Raw genomic sequence first — 18,463 nt, 5'->3', positions numbered from 1 at the left:
GTTTTTTATTATGTGTAGAACATTAATCTGGCATGTTTAACCAATGAGGGCCTAAAGGTACTTTGGGTAAATCGAACTGCGCTGGATAGTCGGCATGAATAAAATATAAGCCATCGGGTGGGGCAGTTACGCCTGCCGCTTGACGGTCTTGTGCCGCGAAAATTTGGTCAATATGGTCAATCTCATACATGCCTTGTCCAATTTCTAGCAAACAACCCATAATATTACGCACCATATGGTGTAAGAAGCCATCGGCTTGAATATCCAACACCAAATAGGCACCATGTCGAATTAAGCGACAATGGCTCACGTGGCGCACAGGTTGATTGGACTGACAAGCCGCAGCACGAAAGCTCTCAAAATTATGTGTACCTTCAAACTTTTTTGCAGCAGCAATCATTTTTTCTACATCTAATGTGTAGTGAGCATGGGTTACTTGTTTATGCAGTAAAGCTGGGCGTTGTGGATGATTATAGACCACATAGCGATAACGACGTGCTTGCGCCTTGAAACGGGCATGAAATTCATGATCCATCTCTTTAATCCACTGAATGGCAATATCTTTAGGCAGTTGGCTATTGGCGCCCATTAACCAACCACGTAGAGGTCTGATTGCATGTGTATCGAAATGAGCCACCATATTGGTTGCATGTACACCTGCATCAGTACGACCTGCACCATGTAGTGCAATGGGTTCTGCTGCAACTTTACTCAGGATGGTTTCAAGTGTTTCTTGCACACTGATTACACCGGCTTGTTGGGTTTGCCAACCACGATATCCTGCGCCTGAAAATTCGATGCCAATGGCAAAACGTTGCATAGATCTATTTACCTTTCATTAAACCGAGTCATGCCAATGGGTGAAACATTGATCAATGGAATCATGCTTGAGATACATCAACAGCGCTTTGGCATATAAGTCTGCATGGCTGATGCAATCACTCATCACTACACCTGCATCCTGAATCCAACTGCTAATCGCATAGCGTTGGTCAGTTTTGCCAAAGCTGACTTGAGTGGTGAGTAAAACCATACAACCTTGTTGACGTAGCTGTTTAAAGCATTTGATACAGTCTGCATTGACCGAGATATTGCCTGTACCAAAGCCTTGCAAAATGAGAAAACTAGGCGGATGTTGTGCAATAGTCTTGATGTTTTGTAATTGCTGATCTAATGCAATCGGTTGCATCATAAGATTCAGACAATTGAATTGATTGGCTTTAACTAAATCTTCAGCTTTCACCAGATAGGCTGACTCAGGTTGACGCAGTTCTTGCTGGCTGCTTAGCCCTGAGAAAGCATCAAGTTCAGTCGTATGCTGTTTTAAAACACTGCGTCCATGAAATAACTGCTGATGAAAGGCCAGATATACGCCAACGGGTTGAGTTTGAACGGCTTGTAATGCAAAGCTTAGGTTGTCGATGGCATCGGTAAATTCACGCGTGTCGGTACCTTGAATATTGAGTAGAGGATATTGGCTACCCGTAAGTACAACATGCGCGGATTGTCCTAGGAATCGAGAGAGGATGGCACAGGCATAGCTCATGGTATCTGTACCATGGATAAGCACAAAATGCTGGAAATGTTGTAATTGGAGCTGTTGTACAAATTGTATTAACTGTAACCAATCGGCAGGTGTGCAGGCGCTACTGTCTTTAATTACAGGTGCAATCATGCATTCAACGGTCAAATCCAGAGGTAAGACTTTCTTAAGTTGAGGTAAAAACTTATCAGCAGGCATAGGGCTTAGGGGTTCACCCACGCAGCCAAAGGTCCCACCCATATAAATCAAAGCAATTTTTTTCATCATAAAAAAAGCAGTCATGTATGACTGCTTTATAGTAGAGGGAAATGCCTTAAGATGCTATTTGATTCAGTAAATGTTCCGCGCGTTGCTGCTGTTCCGTTGAAAAATTATTCGAACTCTCAGCGAACAGTTGACGAGCGGCGTCATAAGAGCCCAGTTGAATATACTGTTGTACTAAATCTAAATTCAATGTGCTTTCATTGATTTGTCCAAGTTCTGGAAAAGACTGTACCAGTGGGTCTTCTAGATGAACATCTGTTTGTACAGCAGACGTGGCAAAGTCTGTTGTTTCCGTCATATCTTGAGGAATCGAGTGCGCTGTTGCAAGATCTGTCTTTGGTGATTCTAAGTCAAAAGACATAGTAGGTGCTTCAGATTGTACCTCGACTTGCGTCGTTGCTTTTTCAGCACTTGGTTGTTCAAGATCAAATGAAAACTTGAATTCAGGTTGATCTTCAGATTTTTCTGCTATCGGTGCAGTAACAGTTTCAACGACTGCTTCAGTTGTTGGTGCAGGATCTAAATTAAACGAAAATTCTAGGTCTTTAAGCTCAGTAACAGCTAACTCACTTTCCTTTTGTACCTGAACCGGTTCTTCTGCTTGGGGTTTAAGTTCAACTAAATCATTAAATTGAAGTGACGGTACACTTGACTCTGGCGTTGGTTCTGCCGCAGGTTCAATGGTTGTAGGGCTTATACTAAAAGACTTAAATTCTAATAGCGGTTCTTCAGTTGGAGCTGTGTTGCTTGTTTCAGCCTGTAACAAATCAAAATTTGAGGGTGCAGCTTTATGACCAATCAGCGCATCAAAATCTTGTGTGCTTTGTACTGGATTCGATTCAACATAGGATGATGTAGTTTGTGGTTGAAACTCAATAGTCTCTACTGATGAAAGATGCTCTTTTTCATATTCAGCTTTTTTTTGTTCCGCTTGCGCTAATGTTTCTTCAAGTTCAAGTGAACGTAAATGATTGAATAATTGGCTAACCGCAAATTCATCTTTTTGTTCTAGATGGATATCCAATAACAATAAATAAAGTTCATGTTGGGAATTATCTTTATTTAGTGCCTGATTAATTTGTGCTTCTGCTGCAAAGTAATTGCGATCACGAATTTGCCCTTGAATCTGGCTGCGTAACTCGTCACTAAGTGGTGTTTCCTGTTTTTTTTCAATAACAGAATCTTCCACCACTTGAGTTTTTTGTGGGGTTTTCCGTTTATTTATAGGAGTTTTGGCTTTATTACGAGCCGCAGTCGTTTTTTTTGGTGCCGTATCGGCTTCTTTACTAGCTTCTCGTTTTTTTAAAACAATTGCCACGACTAACAAAAGTATAAACGGAATCACATAAATCAGCATGTTTTACCCCTTATGAATCAAATTTATGTTTAATTCATTGATTCTAATATCAAAATTATATAACAATTTAGCTGTTTGGCTTTTTCTGTGCTTGTTGTGCTTTCAACTGTTGTTGCAATTGTGCAAGACGAGCATTTAATAATTGAATTCTTTGGTCCTTTTGACGTAGTGCCAATTCCAGCTGAGTTACGTTTCTCTGTAATTTAACGGTTTTTTCCCGAGATGTCATAACTTTTAATGACAATTCATTTGATATTTGCTCATTCTCAGCTTTTTGCTTTGCCGTTCCATTGGTGGTTTCTGGGTTCTTTTCTGCCACTAAGCTCATTTCGGCTTGATTCAGGCGATATTTTGCTTTTCCAGATTGTTTTACCATTGTGTTGGGTGGCGCCACAATTTTTTGTTGAGATTTGTTGGTAGTATTGGTTTGTAAGTTTAAAGTTACCCCACGACGTAATCGATTGATATCACCCCGAATAAATGCATGCGAGTTTTGGGTTTTAATTTGCTGCATTACTTCGCCAATTGGGCGATTTTGCTCAGTGGCAACCCGTTGAGCAATTGCCCAAAGCGATTCATTGTTTTGTACGGTATGCTGATTAGGCTGAACTTTTTTCACGTCAGCTGCTGCCGCAGGAGCAGGCTTGATGGTTGCTGGCTTTGGTTTAGCTGGTAATTTAGGTGTTGAAGCTGCTGTTTGAGTCGATGCAGCAGAAACTTTCTCTGTTTCCGCACGTTTCTGATACTGCTGTACTTGTGGGACAGATGACTGTTTAGTGGTTAGATTTTCTGTATTTGTTGAGGTATTTTTTGCAACACTTGTCGTTGGCTTTGCTGAGTCAGTTTTAGTTTCGGCAAGCACTTTGGCTTGTGGTGTGACAGGTGTACTCGCGGTATTTAAACTAGAAATGACGATAGGCGCTTCATTTGAGTCAGTCACTGTTGCCAACTTTGGCGGTTGTATTGTTTTTAGTTTTAGTGAATCAACCGAATTGGACATTGGATTCAGTTGTGCTGCTTCAGGAGGCTGAAATTGAGCACTGGTCGGTAAGTTAAGCGCAATATCCTTTTCACTCACAATCATGATTGGACTGAGAACCTTTTCATTCGCCTTGGCACTAAACATCGGTTTAGGTGCAGCGGTGCGTTGGATCGGTGTGCGAATATGGCGTAAATGTACTGCATTGCCTTCCTGAATACGCACCACGATATTCAGCTCAGATTCCGTCAATGGACGAGATGATGTGATGGTAATGACACCCTCACCTGAACTGTTTTGACGAGAAAAGAAATTCAAATGACCTGGGGGTTGATGAACAACACCTAAGGTATTGATATCTTCTGGCGTCGCCAAGCTGACTTGGACAGGCTCATCGGTTTTTGCATGATGAAATGGAATTTCTGCGTAGAGTAATTCTCCAGGCGCAGACTGGATCTGTAATGGATCAATACTAATCGCGTGAAGATTTTGCGATGCAATAATGGCGAGAATAGCAATTTTTAATTTGTTATATACAGTCATCTTAGTTTTGACTCTGGTCATATATCGCAACGAGAGAATTATACATTACCGAGATGTTGAGGAATTGTAAATGGATAACATTCTAGTTACATAAAAAGCCGATCATAATTGATCGGCTTTTGTTTGAAAATTTAAAAATACTTATGCATTTTTAAAATCAATCAGAATACGTAGCATACGGCGGAGTGGTTCAGCAGCACCCCACAACAATTGATCACCCACAGTGAATGCACCAAGGTACTCTTTACCCATATTCAATTTACGTAAACGGCCCACAGGAACGCTGAGCGTGCCTGTCACTGCAACAGGGGTAAGATCAGTCATTGATGCTTCACGCGTATTTGGAACGACTTTCGCCCATTGGTTTGCGTTACGCAACATGTCTTCAATCTCATCTAGCGGCACGTCTTTTTTCAATTTCAACGTGAGTGCCTGTGAGTGACAACGCATGGCACCAATACGGACACAGTGACCATCAATCGGAACAATTTGCTGATTGCCTAAGATTTTGTTGGTCTCAACTTGACCTTTCCATTCTTCTTTCGATTGACCGCTTTCAAGCTGTTTATCGATGTACGGAATGAGCGAGCCCGCTAAAGGTACGCCAAAGTTTGCAGATGGGAAGCCTTCGCCACGTTGTAATTCCGCAATTTTAGAGTCGATGTCTAAAATTGGAGAACGTGGGTCATCTAATAAATCTTTGGTGTTGTTGTACAAATAGCCCATACCAGAGATCAGCTCACGCATATTTTGCGCGCCTGCACCCGATGCTGCTTGATAAGTCATTGAGGTTGCCCATTCCACTAAATTGTTTTGGAATAAACCACCTAAGCCCATCAGCATCAGTGAAACAGTACAGTTACCGCCCACAAATGTTTTAGTGCCATTCACTAAACCATCTTTAATGACGTTCATGTTGACAGGGTCAAGCACGATGATAGCTTCATCTTCCATACGCAGGGTAGAAGCTGCATCAATCCAATAGCCTTTCCAGCCTTCAGCCTTTAACTTTGGAAAGACTTCAGAGGTATAGTCGCCACCTTGGCAGGTAATAATGACATCCATTTGCTTCAGACTGTTAATGTCTGTCGCATCCATAAGTGCTGGGGCAGTCTTACCGCCAAATACAGGGGCTTCACCACCTGCATTACTGGTAGAAAAATAGAATGGCTCAAAGTGAGCAAAGTCATTCTCTTCAACCATACGTTGCATAAGGACAGAACCAACCATCCCGCGCCAACCGACCAGACCTACTTTCATGTCATTTTGCCTCGGTGCGTTAAAAATTTAAAAGGGGTTTGAGTGTATCAAAAGCGACCACAACTGCAAGCACTACATAAGTAAAACATCACTATAATTGAACGAAATAACTTGTTTATGATACATACAAAATTGATAAAGTTAGTCCAGATTTAGTTTTACCAAACGGAATAGATTGAGAAAAACAATATGATTTGGGTGGAAATCTTGGCGGCTGTTGTGGTGATTCTGACATTTTGGTCATTGATTCCACGTGATGAGTGGTGGATTCGAGGTGCTGATTTTCCACGACTACAAATTTTAGCACTGGGACTTTTGGCATTTATTTTACTGATCTTTTGGCCAGATCCTTGGGATTTGCAACGTGAGTTGATGCTAGTCGCTTTAATCGCAGCCTTGGCGTATCAGTTAAAAATGGTTTTGCCTTATACCTTCGTGTGGAAAAAACAAGTTCAAACGGTTTCGCCTGAGCAATTGCAGCCCGAGCGGCAGCTTTCATTGCTGGTTTCGAATGTGCTCACGCCCAATACCCAATATCACTTATTAATTGCACAAATTAATCAATTAAATCCCGATCTGGTTTTGACCTTAGAAACAGATCAGTGTTGGCAACAGGCATTACAGGTGCTTGAGACCGATTATCCTTATTGCGTGCCTATTCCATTGGATAATTTGTATGGGATGCATTTGTATAGCCGATTGAAACTCATTGATACAGAAGTAAAATTTATTTTAAGTGATGAAATTCCTTCCATTCATACCACGGTACTGCTGCCTTCGGGACAACCAGTACAGTTGTATTGTTTACACCCTAAACCGCCTAGTCCGACTGAAGCCAAAGATTCGACCTTAAGAGATGCTGAATTGTTGATTGTGGGTGATCAAATTAAAGAACTGGATCAAAGCTGTATTGTCATGGGTGATTTGAACGATGTGGCTTGGTCACGAACCACGCGTCTATTTCAGCGCATCAGTGGTTTACTCGACCCTCGAGTTGGGCGGCATTATGTGAATACTTTTCATGCCGACTATCCTTTTTTACGCTGGTCGCTCGATCATGTATTTCATAGTACAGACTTTGCCCTGATTCAAATGCAGCGTTTACCGCATATCGGTTCAGATCACTTTCCTATCTATGTCAAATTACAGACGGGACGTCTATTTGAACAACAGCAAGAGGAATTGGAGCAAACGGATGCAGATGAGCAAGAAGCTCAGATTGCCATACAAGAAGGGATTGAAAAAGCGGAGCGAGAAGAAAAAATAGTAACGGATGAAATTGCACAGGATTATAAAAACGAGAAGCAGTAAACGAATTGCATGAGAAATTGTGTACGAAATTGCTTACAAAGGTTTCGGTCTATGACGAATGGTAGAACCTCAAGAATTCTTTTATTCTTACTTCATCAGCACACGGAACAGGGAACGGAACATCCCACTAAGGAAGACGACGCTGAAGGAAAATCATCACGGAAATGATGGCTGGTTAGGACGACCAAACTCAAAAACAAAAATTATGATTGAAAGCACAACCTCATATGCCCGAGTTTTGCAGGAAGCAGAACTCGGGTTATGTGCTTTAAGATACCCGAAATTTATTTAAAATTTATGACAACTTTAAGATGCGTCGATAAAGGCTTAAAGTCTGTTCACACATGTCTTGTAAGCTAAATTGCGTCACAGGAGCCACGTGTTGTGGTTGTTCAATATGTTGTTGGACGACGCGAATAAGTTCGGCTTGATCATCAACAGGGATAAGACCTTGTGGATAAACCGAAGATAAAATTTCAGCAACTCCACCTCTTTTCCAGCCAATTACAGGTGTCCCCACGGATAAAGCTTCTAAGGCGGTACGTCCAAAGGTTTCTGCTTGATTTGATAAAGACAAGACCACATCGCTGTAAGCAAGCCATTCACGAATATCGGAGCGATGACCAACAAAGCTAATTTGATGTTCTAAGCCCCGACTTTGTATATTACGTTGCAACTCATCTAAATATGCAGCCTTTTTCGGATCGGCGCCCCCGACCACAATGGCATGCAGGTAGGGAAACTGAGTATGTAATTGTTGTATTAATTCAATTAATGTTTCATGTCCTTTCAGACGCGTAATACGACCAGGTAAACATAAAAGAAATTTATGCTCGAGTTGAGGAAAGTCTTTTAAGGTTTGTTGAATCCACTGTACTGATGGTTGGTAGCCATGGGGGAATGCTTTGGGATCTATACCACGGTAAATACGCACGATATCTTGCGGAGGGCAATTTTTATAATGTTCAGTGATGTATTGCACCACACTGTCCGAAACTGCAATGACTTTCTCTGCTTGCGTCATAATTGCACTATAACGATTAATCGAATAGAAACCGTGTACAGTGCTAATTAAATGTGGGCGATGGGCTGCGGGAATCCCTTTTAAGGCAAAATGCGTCAACCATGCAGGAACGCGTGAGCGGACATGCACAATGTCTGGACGATGCTGCTGAATGAGTTGACGTAATGGACGAATTTGCCACAGACTCGAGAGTGATTTTTTGTGAATCGTTAGGGGTAAATGGGTAGAGCCCTCAGCTTCAAGCTGTGCCACCATTCGCCCACCATTGGAAACCACCAATGACTCATGCCCCTGACTAATCAGCGCTTTAGCAATTTCGAGTGTGCCACGTTCAACACCACCGCTATTCAGTTCAGGAAGAAGCTGCATCACTTTCATTAAGTTTATCCTTTTTATCCTGTTGTGCCGTTCAAGCCATGTATCAATCAAAATATTGAGGAAGAAATCGTGCTTTCTCCCCAATCAAGTTAATCAATAAATCTTTTCATAGCCTTCTGGGCGGGTTTTAAAGCGACGGTGAAACCACATGTATTGAGTAGGTGCAATTCGAAGCTGTCGTTCAATAATTTGATTGACACGTGTTGCATCATCTATTTCATCTTCACTGGGTAGGTTGTCTACCACTGGTTCAATTAACAGATGATATTTGGGATTGGCCACATCACCATGACGATAAAAATACAGCGGAACAGCAACAGCTTTAGAGATTTTTAATAGACGCCGATGTGCCGTAACAGTTGCGGCAGGCACTCCAAAAAAGGGAGCCATCACCCCTTGTTTTAAACCAAAATCTTGGTCTGGACTATACCAAATGGCATGTCCATTTTTTAAGTTGCGAATCAGACCGCGCATATCATCATGGTCAATTTGATTGGCATAAATCGTGGCGCGACAACGATAAATCAGCATGTCTAACAACGGGTTATTCTGTGGACGATACACTACGTCGGGTTCAAAATATTGTGCACATAAATAACCACCTGCATCTAATAAGGTGGAATGAGTACCGAGCAGTAAGACGCCTTTACCCGCCGCTTGCGCGGTTTGAATGTGCTCTAAACCCTCAATAGTGACTCGATTTTTAAACCATTGTGGGCAGTACCAAGCATTTAGGGTTTCAAATACGCCGAGCATTTGATCAACAAAGACCTGACGAGCATGGGTTTGGACTTGTTCTGGCCTCCATTCTGGGAAGCAGACCTCTAAATTACGTAAGGTAGTTTTACGGCGGGATTTCAGTTTATTAAACGCTAAATTTCCCAGAAAAGTGGCTAAACGATATTGAATTGCCCACGGTAAAATTGCCAGTATCATTAAGAAAACGATGCCAAGCCAGATTCCCCAATATTTAGGATGGAGGAATGACCATTGAAATTCACCAGGTGTATAGGTCTGTGCTTGGCTCATAACGATATAATTAGTTTGAAAAAGTTAAAACTGTGCAAAGTGTAGCATGAACTGATTTGGTCAAGGTTATCCACGCTAAAAATGAGGACAAACGACGTCAGCAAATGCAAGTTAACCTTGAGGCGCAGAGAGAACTATCGGCGACTTTCCAAAAGGATACGTACCGCGAGTCCTGCGAGAACTGTGCCCATAAGCCAACGCTGTAAATTTGCCCAAAGTGGTTTTCGCTGTAGAAAAAGTGCAATGCTACCGGCAGAAAAAACAATAACGGCATTTACTGAAACGCTGACAAAAATTTGTATCGTACCGAGTTGAATAGACTGCGCTAAAATACTGCTTTGTTGTGGGTGAATAAATTGTGGCAATAAAGACAAATACATAATCGCAATTTTAGGATTAAGTAAACTGGTCAAAAAGCCCATTAAAAATAATTTTAACGGTGAATCGATCGATAAATCTTTGACACTAAAAACAGGAGCTGCATTGGGTCGTAAAGCTTTCCATGCCAACCAGAGTAAATAGATAGCCCCTACAATACGAATCGTGTCATAAGCATATGGAACTGCCACAACGAGCGCTGTGATCCCGAAAGAAGCACAGAGCATATACAAGACAAAGCCCAGTGCGATACCGCCTAAAGAAATGAAACCGGCTGGTTTTCCTTGAGAAATTGAACGTGAAATCAGGTAAATCATATTCGGGCCAGGGGTGAGGACCATTGCGAGGCTCACCAAAGCAAATGCGAAAATTTGTGACAAATCTAACATGATAAAAGGCTCAGTTATTCTTATGTTGATAGGTATAGCATATCGATGTTGATAAATCTGATTTGAGCAGTGAAAGGTTTGCTTTAACAGGTTCAGTTTTCATGAAGACCGTAAAGATTATAAATTTAATATTCTCTAGTTTAGGATTTTCGATTTTTACTGAATGAAGTGAATCCAATGGGGCACGTGTACTTTTTACTGAAGTATTCTCTAAAAATTCTGCTTTGTCATCACGGGGAGCGACTGAACAAAAGGGGGCATTTTATCCTAATGATTCAGCATGATGGATATGAAGTAATTTGAAATACAGGTGTTAGACTAGCACTATATTTCAAATTGATTGCATGTATAGATGAGAAATGAAGCGATTGATACTGCCAAAGCCGGTCTAATTTTTCTGGTGGTATTGGGACATTTTCTGGAGCGCATGATCGGTTGGTCACAAGCGAGCAATCAGTTACTGCTCGAAACCATCTATGCCATGCATATGCCTGCTTTTATTTTTATTTCTGGCATGTTGTATAAAGATAAAAACTGGCTCAAAAATCTCATCTTTTTTATGGCGCTTTATGTGCCTTTTCAATTGTTGTACTTGGCATCAAATGCAGCCATGTCTGGGCAATGGCATTTGAGTCTGTTTGAACGACCCTATTGGCTGCTGTGGTATCTCATGGGAATGATGGCTTGGACGCTATTTATGCATGTATTCCATGCAAACCGTTTTGCCCTTGTGCTCGCATTGCTGATTGCTTTAGGCATTGGTTTTTCCCCATGGAATAACTATGCCTATTCCATTGGCAGAATTTGTGTCTTCTTGCCTTTTTTTGTGTTGGGGTATCGTTATGGTCAGCCCATTATGGCAAGGTTGCAACAGCAGAATCACGCGGTACTCTGGGCAAGCCTGAGTCTTTGTTTCATCCTGCTGGTTCTGTATTGGACGAATTTAAGTCAATTCTGGTGGTATGGTAGTTTGAGTTATGCTCAGCTCAAAGTGGATATCTGGCAAGGAAGTTTGATTCGTCTGATGTGCTTCATGTTATCCAGTTTGGGGGTACTCACGCTGTTGGCATTATTTCAGGGTTTGGGAACCCGCTTTATACGATTGGGGCAAAATACCTTGCCTGTGTATTTGTTACATGGTTTTGTGGTGATTTGGCTAGCACGAATGATTCAGCTCAATTTGCCTGTGGCTGTGGAAGTAGTGGTCTGTGTGGTGCTGTCTATTTTGACTTGTGTGTTGCTACAGCAACGGATATTTGATCAAAGTATTCGTCAGTTATCACAATGGTTGCTTCGACCTACATGTAAATTGTGGCAGAAATAAGCGACTCATCGGTGTGTTTATAATATGACTTTGGCTATTTGTATGATTTGAATTAAACAATAAAAACCTGATTGGCTGAATGACTCAGCCAATCAGGTTATTGAGCATTAAATTAGTTGCCTTTGCTGAGGTTTTCTAATCTATCCCAACGTTCCAATTTTTCAAGTAACTGTTCTTCAATTTCAGCCAGACGCTGTGACGCTTGAGTCGCGGCATCGGCATTTGAAACAAACCAAGAACCATCTGCTAATTTTTCAGAAAGTTGAGTTTGCTCCGCTTCCAAAGCTTCAATTTCCGCAGGTAAGCTATCGAGTTCTCGTTGATCTTTATAGCTCAGCTTCACCTTTTTCGGCGCAGACGTTGCTGCTGCGGCAGCCGCTTCAGCTTTGGCTTGTGCCTTTTTCACATCACTTTTTTGATCAACCACTTTCTGATCTGGACGTTGTTCTAGGTAATCCTGATAACCACCAATGTACTCATCAATGTTGCCTTTGCCATCAAACACCCAAGTTGACGTGACCACGTTGTCCATAAAGGCACGGTCATGCGAAATGAGCAGCAAGGTGCCTTTATAATCAGACAGCATCTCTTCCAGCAATTCTAGCGTAACCATATCCAAATCATTGGTTGGCTCATCCATCACGATTAAATTGGATGGTTTAAGTAACAATTTGGCTAACAGAATGCGGTTTCTTTCACCACCTGAAAGTGCTTTTACTGGCGTACGCGCACGCTCAGGCGAAAATAAAAAGTCTTGTAAATAACTGTAGATATGACGACGGTTACCATTCACATCGACAAAGTCAGAACCTTCTGACACGTTGGCCATCACGGTTTTTTCAAGGTCAAGCGCATTGCGTAATTGATCAAAATAGGCAATCTCAAGCTGTGTGCCTGTTTTGACTGAACCGCCATGTTCAATTTGACCTAAAATGGCTTTAATTAAGGTGGTTTTTCCAACACCGTTATCCCCAACTAAACCAATGCGGTCGCCACGCATCACCAACGCAGAGAAATCCTTGATCAGTAGGTTATCACCGTAAGAAACACTGAGGTGTTCAATGTCAAATACCAATTTCCCAGAACGATTGGCATCTTGGGTGGCCATGCTGACTTTGCCTTGCTGGAAACGACGTGCTTTGGATTCTTCACGCAGCGCTTTTAAGGCGCGGACACGACCTTCATTACGGGTACGACGGGCTTTAATCCCTTGGCGAATCCATACTTCTTCTTCAGCTAATCGTTTATCGAACAACGCATTTTGTTTTTCTTCGGCTTCCATTTGTTGTGCTTTGAGGTCTAAGTAGCGCGAATAGTTACCTTCGTAGCTACGTAACGTACCACGATCTAGTTCCACAATACGGGTAGCAATACTGTCCACAAATGAGCGGTCATGCGAGATAAATAATAGGGTTAAGTTGTTTTGATCGAGTAAAAATTTTTCTAACCATTCAATGCTTTCTACATCCAGATGGTTGGTTGGTTCGTCCAGTAACAGGACATCGGGTTGAGTCAGTAAGGCACGTGCCAATAGTACACGGCGTTTACGTCCACCCGATAAATCAGCCAAATCGGCATTTGGGTCAAGTCCCATCTTACTTAAAATGGAATTGACTTTATTTTCTAAAGCCCAGCCATCGAGTTGATCCAATTTATGTTGTAAATTGCCCATGCGATCGCATGCTTCCATATCACCTAAGATGCAGGCATCACATGCTTCGTGGTATGCTTTAAGTACAGTGGCAGCTTCACCTGCACCGTCTGCTACGATGTCTGCAACTTTGCCAGAATCCATAGGGACGTCTTGTGCCAACATAGACACCGTTAAGCCATTTTGAATAGCAACTTCGCCAGAATCTGGCAATAAAGTACCTTCAATTAGTTTAAGTAGTGTCGACTTACCTTCACCATTACGGCCAATCAAACATACTCGTTCGCCGCGTTCTAGGTTAAAATTCGCGCCATCGAGTAGGGCAGGTCCACCGAATGCAAGCTGGACATCCCTTAAAGTAATATAGGCCATAATGTTTCCTGAAATCTCAAATGAGGACTTTGAATGACTAAGCAACAAAATCTAGATAATCAGGCGTCATTGTCCGCACCCATTGAAGATTTGCAAGTCCGAATTGCATTTTTAGATGATTTAGTTGAACAGTTAAATGAACAAGTGATTCGTCAACATGCCGAAATTGCTGATTTAAAAAAACAAATGCAGTTTCTTTATCAACGTGTGGAATCTGCGGATTTATCTGAAGGCATCGAAGCTTTTGATCCTTTAAGCAATATACCGCCGCACTATTGATCGAGTTTGAAGCTTTGAGTGGCATGCTTTAATCCTATACATTTCAAACAAGGGAACGATGGGCAAGGCTTGACCTTTTGCCCGCTTCCCGTTCTAATGCACGCTCTTTGCTTATCTCTCATGATTCTGTATTTATGTCTGCTAAAGCGGTTTTGTTCGATCTAGAAAATAATATGCCAACGGCAAAGATGCTGCGCGATCTGGTACAGCATTATCCGACCTTGTATTTGTTTAATTGCAACGGGCAGTTTGCATATACGTTGGAAGATCTGACTGAATTTGCGATGTGGGTCAATACAGGGCAAGTGGTGATTTTGGAAACCGCTCAAGCCAAAGAGAAAGAATTTGAATATGCCGTTGTAGTGGGGCAGTTAATGGCTTTACTCGAACCCGATACGCATGTCGAAGTGATATCGGCAGCAAAAACCAGTGCTGTTTTAATCGAGTTGATGCGTGGTTCGGCACTGACTTGTAGCTTGATTCAAATTCAAGATGCGGCTGAAATCAGCAAACCCAAATACAAAATCCCGAGTTTGTCCGTTATTCAAAGCAAACCTTATTTGCAGTTGGTCAAGCAATACTGCGATGCTTTGGCAAATATGTCAGGTAAACCGAATACCATTGATTCATTAAAAAACTCGGTGATGAATATCTTGCAAGTGGTGCCAGAGAAAGCGCAGCACTTAGTGGGCATGTTGATTAATCTCAAAATTGTGAAACGTTATGATGAACAGATTAATTTTCGTAAGAAAGTATTAAAGCAGTGGGCGCAGCTACATCTTGAACAAGACCAAGCTGAGTTGCTGACCCCAACCAATCTAGCGCAAGCAGTAGAGCAGTTACAGAGTTCGGCCGAATTACCCTCTGCGGAACCAGACGTGCAACAAGCACAAGATGCTTTGTTTAAAGATTTTGGAAAAATTGATCCTGTCCAGCTTGAAGTGGCGAAAAAACTACGCGAATTGAAAAATGATAAGCCGAAAGACATCTACGCCTTACGTGATTTATTAGAGCAAATGTTTCCTAAAGCGGATGTGCGTTTGTTACTCAAAGAGTTGATTGAAAAAGGTTATATTTACTGGAACGGACATGAAGTCTTATATAGTCATGAAATGTTCCTAAATTAATTTCATCGTTCCAACTTGCGTTTTATATTGTGCTTATGCAACTCTAATAAAAGACAAAAAAGGTTTTGCTATGGAAAATACAGGAATTTGGGTTGCTGTTGTCATTATTGTATTTGTGCTCGGGTCAATTTTGGGACTCCGTGTTAGCCCTCGAGAAAAAGCATTGGGCTTAATGCGCGAAAAAGCACGAAAAATGGGGTTACACCCGCGCTTAGTGGCAGCACCAGATTGGACTAAAATTCCGTTGGCATCTTCAAATCGTGCCAGTATGGTTGCTTATTATAGTGTCCTGATTCCAGATGCACGTTTGCCGCTGATGCGCGCCCGTGTTGAAGATCAACAGCTCAAGGTCGTGCATGGTGATGAAAAATTTAATAATTTTCCAATTGCATTAAAGGGCATTTATGCTATTGATATGCAGGCAAACTGTGTAGGACTCTATTGGGATGAAGAAGCTGATTTAAAAGCAACCCAATTAGAAGATATCAAAGCATATTTACATGCTTTGGCTGAACTTTAATTTTAAGATTTACTGAAATAGGAAAAACGGTTAACTATGGCGAATGCTCCTCGATCCACATCCAAAAGCACAACAGCAAAAGCTTCTGATGCTGGGAATAAACGTGCCTTAGTGATTGTGGAGTCGCCTGCAAAAGCGAAAACAATCAACAAATATTTAGGCCCAAATTACATTGTAAAATCCTCTGTAGGTCATGTGCGTGACTTGCCGACGGGTGGTTCAGGTAAAACTGCGGATAAAAAAACCACAGCAACTCGAACCAAACTGACCGAAGTACAAAAGGCTGAAAAAGCACAACAAGCCTTGGTCAACCGTATGGGGGTTGATCCTGAACATGACTGGAAGGCACACTATGAAGTGCTTCCAGGCAAAGAAAATGTAGTGGCTGAATTAAAAAAACTGGCATCTCAAGTCGATGAAGTTTATCTCGCAACGGACTTGGACCGTGAAGGGGAAGCGATTGCTTGGCATTTAAAAGAAGTGATTGGCGGTGACGATTCACGTTATCAACGTGTCGTGTTTAACGAAATTACCAAAAATGCCATTCAAGAAGCCTTTAAGCATCCAGCACGTTTAGACACCAATAAAGTCAATGCCCAACAGGCACGCCGTTTTCTAGACCGCGTGGTTGGCTTTATGATTTCTCCTTTATTGTGGGAAAAAATTGCGCGTGGTCTATCCGCAGGACGAGTACAGTCTGTAGCAGTCAAACTGGTGGTAGAACGTGAGCGTGAAATTCGTGCCTTCATTCCTGAAGAATATTGGCAAGTGTTTGCAGATACTAAATCTTCGAGCGATGAGATTCGTTTAGAGGCGGTAAAGCAAGCAGGTAAGGCGCTCAAATTACGCAATAAAGCAGAAACTGATGCTTTATTGAAAATTTTGAAAGATGCAGATTACAAAGTTTCAGCACGTGAAGATAAACCGACCAAGGTAAATCCGAGTGCGCCGTATATCACCTCGACTTTACAACAAGCTGCGAGCACACGTTTAGGTTTTTCAGTGAAGAAAACCATGATGTTGGCGCAACGTTTGTACGAAGCAGGTTTCATTACCTATATGCGTACCGACTCGACCTTTTTAAGTGACGATGCGGTCAATATGGTGCGTCACCATATTGAGACTGAGTTTGGTCAAAAATATATACCTGCGAAGCCAAATCGTTATGGCAATAAAGCGGGTGCACAAGAAGCGCATGAAGCGATTCGTCCATCCAATGTCGGCTTAAAAGGCGATAGTTTGGTGGGGGTAGAACGTGATGCACAACGTTTATATGATTTGATTTGGCGCCAATTTGTGGCGTGTCAGATGACACCAGCCGAATATCTATCTTCCACAATTTTGGTCGATGCCAATGGTGTTGAACTGAAAGCCAAAGGTCGTACTTTGGTATTTGACGGCTTTACCAAAGTCCGTGGTCAAAACAAATCCGATGATGATGTGCTCTTGCCTGCGGTGAAAGTGGGTGAGGTATTGAATCTGGAAAAACTCGATCCATCACAGCACTTTACTAAGCCACCTGCACGTTTTACTGAAGCGTCATTGGTGAAAGAGCTTGAGAAAAAGGGCATTGGGCGACCATCAACTTACGCTGCGATTATTTCGACCATTCAAGACCGTGGTTATGTGAAACTGGAAAACCGTCGTCTATATGCAGAAAAAATGGGCGAGATTGTCACTGATCGCTTGGATGAAAGTTTCAATAACCTGATGAACTATGACTTTACCGCGGACTTAGAAGGTCAGCTGGATAAAGTGGCCGATGGTGAACGTAACTGGAAAGAGTTGCTTGACAGCTTCTATGGCGATTTCAAAACGCGTCTGACCAATGCACAAGGTGAAGGTGGTATGCGCCGCAATCAACCTGTAGAAGTGGATGCGGTACATTGTCCAGAATGTTCTCGACCAATGCAGATTCGTACCGGGACTACCGGTGTCTTCTTAGGGTGTTCAGGCTATAACTTGCCGCCGAAAGAGCGCTGTAAAGGTACTTTGAACTTAACGCCGGTTGAATCATTAGCAGCATTGTCTGATGATGATGCAGCAGAAACAGCAGACTTGATGTCGAAAAAGCGTTGCCCGATCTGTGCAACAGCAATGGACAGCTACGTGATTGATGGTGGTCGCAAACTGCATGTTTGTGGTAACAATCCTGATTGCGCTGGCTTTGAGCTGGAAGAAGGCGAGTTTAAGATTAAGGGCTATGATGGCCCAACCATTCCATGTGACAAATGTGATGGTGAAATGCAACTGAAGACGGGACGTTTTGGACCGTACTTTGCTTGCATGAGCTGTGACAACACCCGCAAAGTCTTGAAAAGCGGTCAGCCTGCACCTCCACGTGTAGACCCCATTAAGATGGAACACTTACGCTCGACCAAGCATGATGACTTTTTTGTTCTGCGTGATGGAGCGGCAGGTCTATTCTTGGCAGCAAGTAAGTTCCCTAAAGTACGTGAAACACGTGCACCTAAAGTTTCGGAACTTCGGAGTGTTGCTGATCAACTTGATCCGAAGTATCAGTTTATTTTGCAGGCACCCGATGTAGACCCAGAAGGCAATCCAACCTTGGTGAAATTTAGCCGTAAAAACCAAGCACAATATATTGGTTCGGAAACGCCAGAAGGGAAACAAACCAAATGGTCTTTGGTTTTCCAAGATGGAAAATGGGTTGAGGCTTAATCGCTTAAGGTATTGAATATAAATGCTCACTTCGGTGGGCATTTTTTATATGA

At 42.2% G+C, this 18,463-nt stretch carries 15 protein-coding genes; 6 read left to right on the top strand and 9 right to left on the bottom strand.

All coding sequences use genetic code 11. The annotated features are described in order from the left end of the window. Nucleotides 1-22: 22 nt before the first annotated feature. From truA to asd, 5 genes are all read right to left on the bottom strand, one after another. A complete protein-coding gene (gene truA, locus E0H82_RS07100) occupies nucleotides 23-820 on the bottom strand; it encodes a tRNA pseudouridine(38-40) synthase TruA (protein ID WP_131264001.1) in 798 nt (265 codons plus the stop codon). Nucleotides 821-838: 18 nt separating this feature from the next. Next, nucleotides 839-1,810, bottom strand: coding sequence for an asparaginase (locus tag E0H82_RS07095; protein WP_131264137.1), 972 nt, complete (start codon nucleotides 1,808-1,810; stop codon nucleotides 839-841). 46 nt (nucleotides 1,811-1,856) lie between these two features. After that, the gene (locus E0H82_RS07090) at nucleotides 1,857-3,164 is read right to left on the bottom strand and encodes a hypothetical protein (RefSeq protein ID WP_131264000.1); all 1,308 of its coding nucleotides are present in this window, start codon (nucleotides 3,162-3,164) and stop codon (nucleotides 1,857-1,859) included. A 67-nt stretch (nucleotides 3,165-3,231) separates the two neighbouring features. Beyond that, on the bottom strand, nucleotides 3,232-4,686 hold the full coding sequence (locus tag E0H82_RS07085) for a hypothetical protein (protein ID WP_131263999.1): 1,455 nt from the start codon (nucleotides 4,684-4,686) through the stop codon (nucleotides 3,232-3,234). 141 nt (nucleotides 4,687-4,827) lie between these two features. After that, nucleotides 4,828-5,946 carry an aspartate-semialdehyde dehydrogenase gene (asd, locus tag E0H82_RS07080; RefSeq protein WP_131263998.1) on the bottom strand — a complete coding sequence of 373 codons (1,119 nt, stop codon included), beginning with the start codon at nucleotides 5,944-5,946 and terminating at the stop codon, nucleotides 4,828-4,830. Nucleotides 5,947-6,135: 189 nt separating this feature from the next. On the opposite strand from asd, the gene E0H82_RS07075 reads away from it, so the two are divergent. Beyond that, nucleotides 6,136-7,257: an endonuclease/exonuclease/phosphatase family protein gene (locus tag E0H82_RS07075; RefSeq protein WP_131263997.1), complete on the top strand. Its 1,122-nt coding sequence runs from the start codon at nucleotides 6,136-6,138 to the stop codon at nucleotides 7,255-7,257. Nucleotides 7,258-7,552: 295 nt separating this feature from the next. On the opposite strand, the gene E0H82_RS07065 is transcribed toward E0H82_RS07075, so the two are convergent. The 3 genes from E0H82_RS07065 to E0H82_RS07055 form a co-directional block, all read right to left on the bottom strand. Then, nucleotides 7,553-8,659 carry a glycosyltransferase family 4 protein gene (locus E0H82_RS07065; RefSeq protein WP_131263996.1) on the bottom strand — a complete coding sequence of 369 codons (1,107 nt, stop codon included), beginning with the start codon at nucleotides 8,657-8,659 and terminating at the stop codon, nucleotides 7,553-7,555. A 93-nt stretch (nucleotides 8,660-8,752) separates the two neighbouring features. Then, nucleotides 8,753-9,688 carry an LpxL/LpxP family Kdo(2)-lipid IV(A) lauroyl/palmitoleoyl acyltransferase gene (lpxL, locus tag E0H82_RS07060; RefSeq protein WP_131263995.1) on the bottom strand — a complete coding sequence of 312 codons (936 nt, stop codon included), beginning with the start codon at nucleotides 9,686-9,688 and terminating at the stop codon, nucleotides 8,753-8,755. Nucleotides 9,689-9,822: 134 nt separating this feature from the next. Further along, nucleotides 9,823-10,455, bottom strand: a complete 633-nt coding sequence (locus tag E0H82_RS07055) for a LysE family translocator (protein ID WP_131263994.1) — start codon at nucleotides 10,453-10,455, stop codon at nucleotides 9,823-9,825. Nucleotides 10,456-10,807: 352 nt separating this feature from the next. On the opposite strand from E0H82_RS07055, the gene E0H82_RS07050 reads away from it, so the two are divergent. After that, on the top strand, nucleotides 10,808-11,779 hold the full coding sequence (locus E0H82_RS07050; protein ID WP_131263993.1) for an acyltransferase family protein: 972 nt from the start codon (nucleotides 10,808-10,810) through the stop codon (nucleotides 11,777-11,779). Between the two features lie 112 nt (nucleotides 11,780-11,891). Here the strand turns inward: E0H82_RS07050 and E0H82_RS07045 are convergent, their stop codons facing one another. After that, nucleotides 11,892-13,802, bottom strand: coding sequence for an ATP-binding cassette domain-containing protein (locus E0H82_RS07045; protein ID WP_131263992.1), 1,911 nt, complete (start codon nucleotides 13,800-13,802; stop codon nucleotides 11,892-11,894). A 33-nt stretch (nucleotides 13,803-13,835) separates the two neighbouring features. Here E0H82_RS07045 and E0H82_RS07040 point away from each other — a divergent pair, with 33 nt between their 5' ends. The 4 genes from E0H82_RS07040 (at nucleotide 13,836) to topA (ending at nucleotide 18,410) form a co-directional block, all read left to right on the top strand. Next, nucleotides 13,836-14,081: a SlyX family protein gene (locus E0H82_RS07040; RefSeq protein WP_131263991.1), complete on the top strand. Its 246-nt coding sequence runs from the start codon at nucleotides 13,836-13,838 to the stop codon at nucleotides 14,079-14,081. A 134-nt stretch (nucleotides 14,082-14,215) separates the two neighbouring features. Further along, the gene (locus E0H82_RS07035) at nucleotides 14,216-15,208 is read left to right on the top strand and encodes a hypothetical protein (protein WP_131263990.1); all 993 of its coding nucleotides are present in this window, start codon (nucleotides 14,216-14,218) and stop codon (nucleotides 15,206-15,208) included. 70 nt (nucleotides 15,209-15,278) lie between these two features. Then, on the top strand, nucleotides 15,279-15,728 hold the full coding sequence (locus E0H82_RS07030; protein ID WP_131263989.1) for an ammonium transporter: 450 nt from the start codon (nucleotides 15,279-15,281) through the stop codon (nucleotides 15,726-15,728). Nucleotides 15,729-15,764: 36 nt separating this feature from the next. After that, the gene (gene topA / locus E0H82_RS07025; protein ID WP_131263988.1) at nucleotides 15,765-18,410 is read left to right on the top strand and encodes a type I DNA topoisomerase; all 2,646 of its coding nucleotides are present in this window, start codon (nucleotides 15,765-15,767) and stop codon (nucleotides 18,408-18,410) included. The last annotated feature ends 53 nt before the right edge of the window (nucleotides 18,411-18,463 follow it).

Source organism: Acinetobacter sp. ANC 4910 (assembly GCF_004331035.1).
Lineage (GTDB): Bacteria > Pseudomonadota > Gammaproteobacteria > Pseudomonadales > Moraxellaceae > Acinetobacter.
The sequence above is the reverse complement of the archived record's forward strand: the minus strand, read 5'-3'. Positions and strand labels throughout refer to the sequence as shown.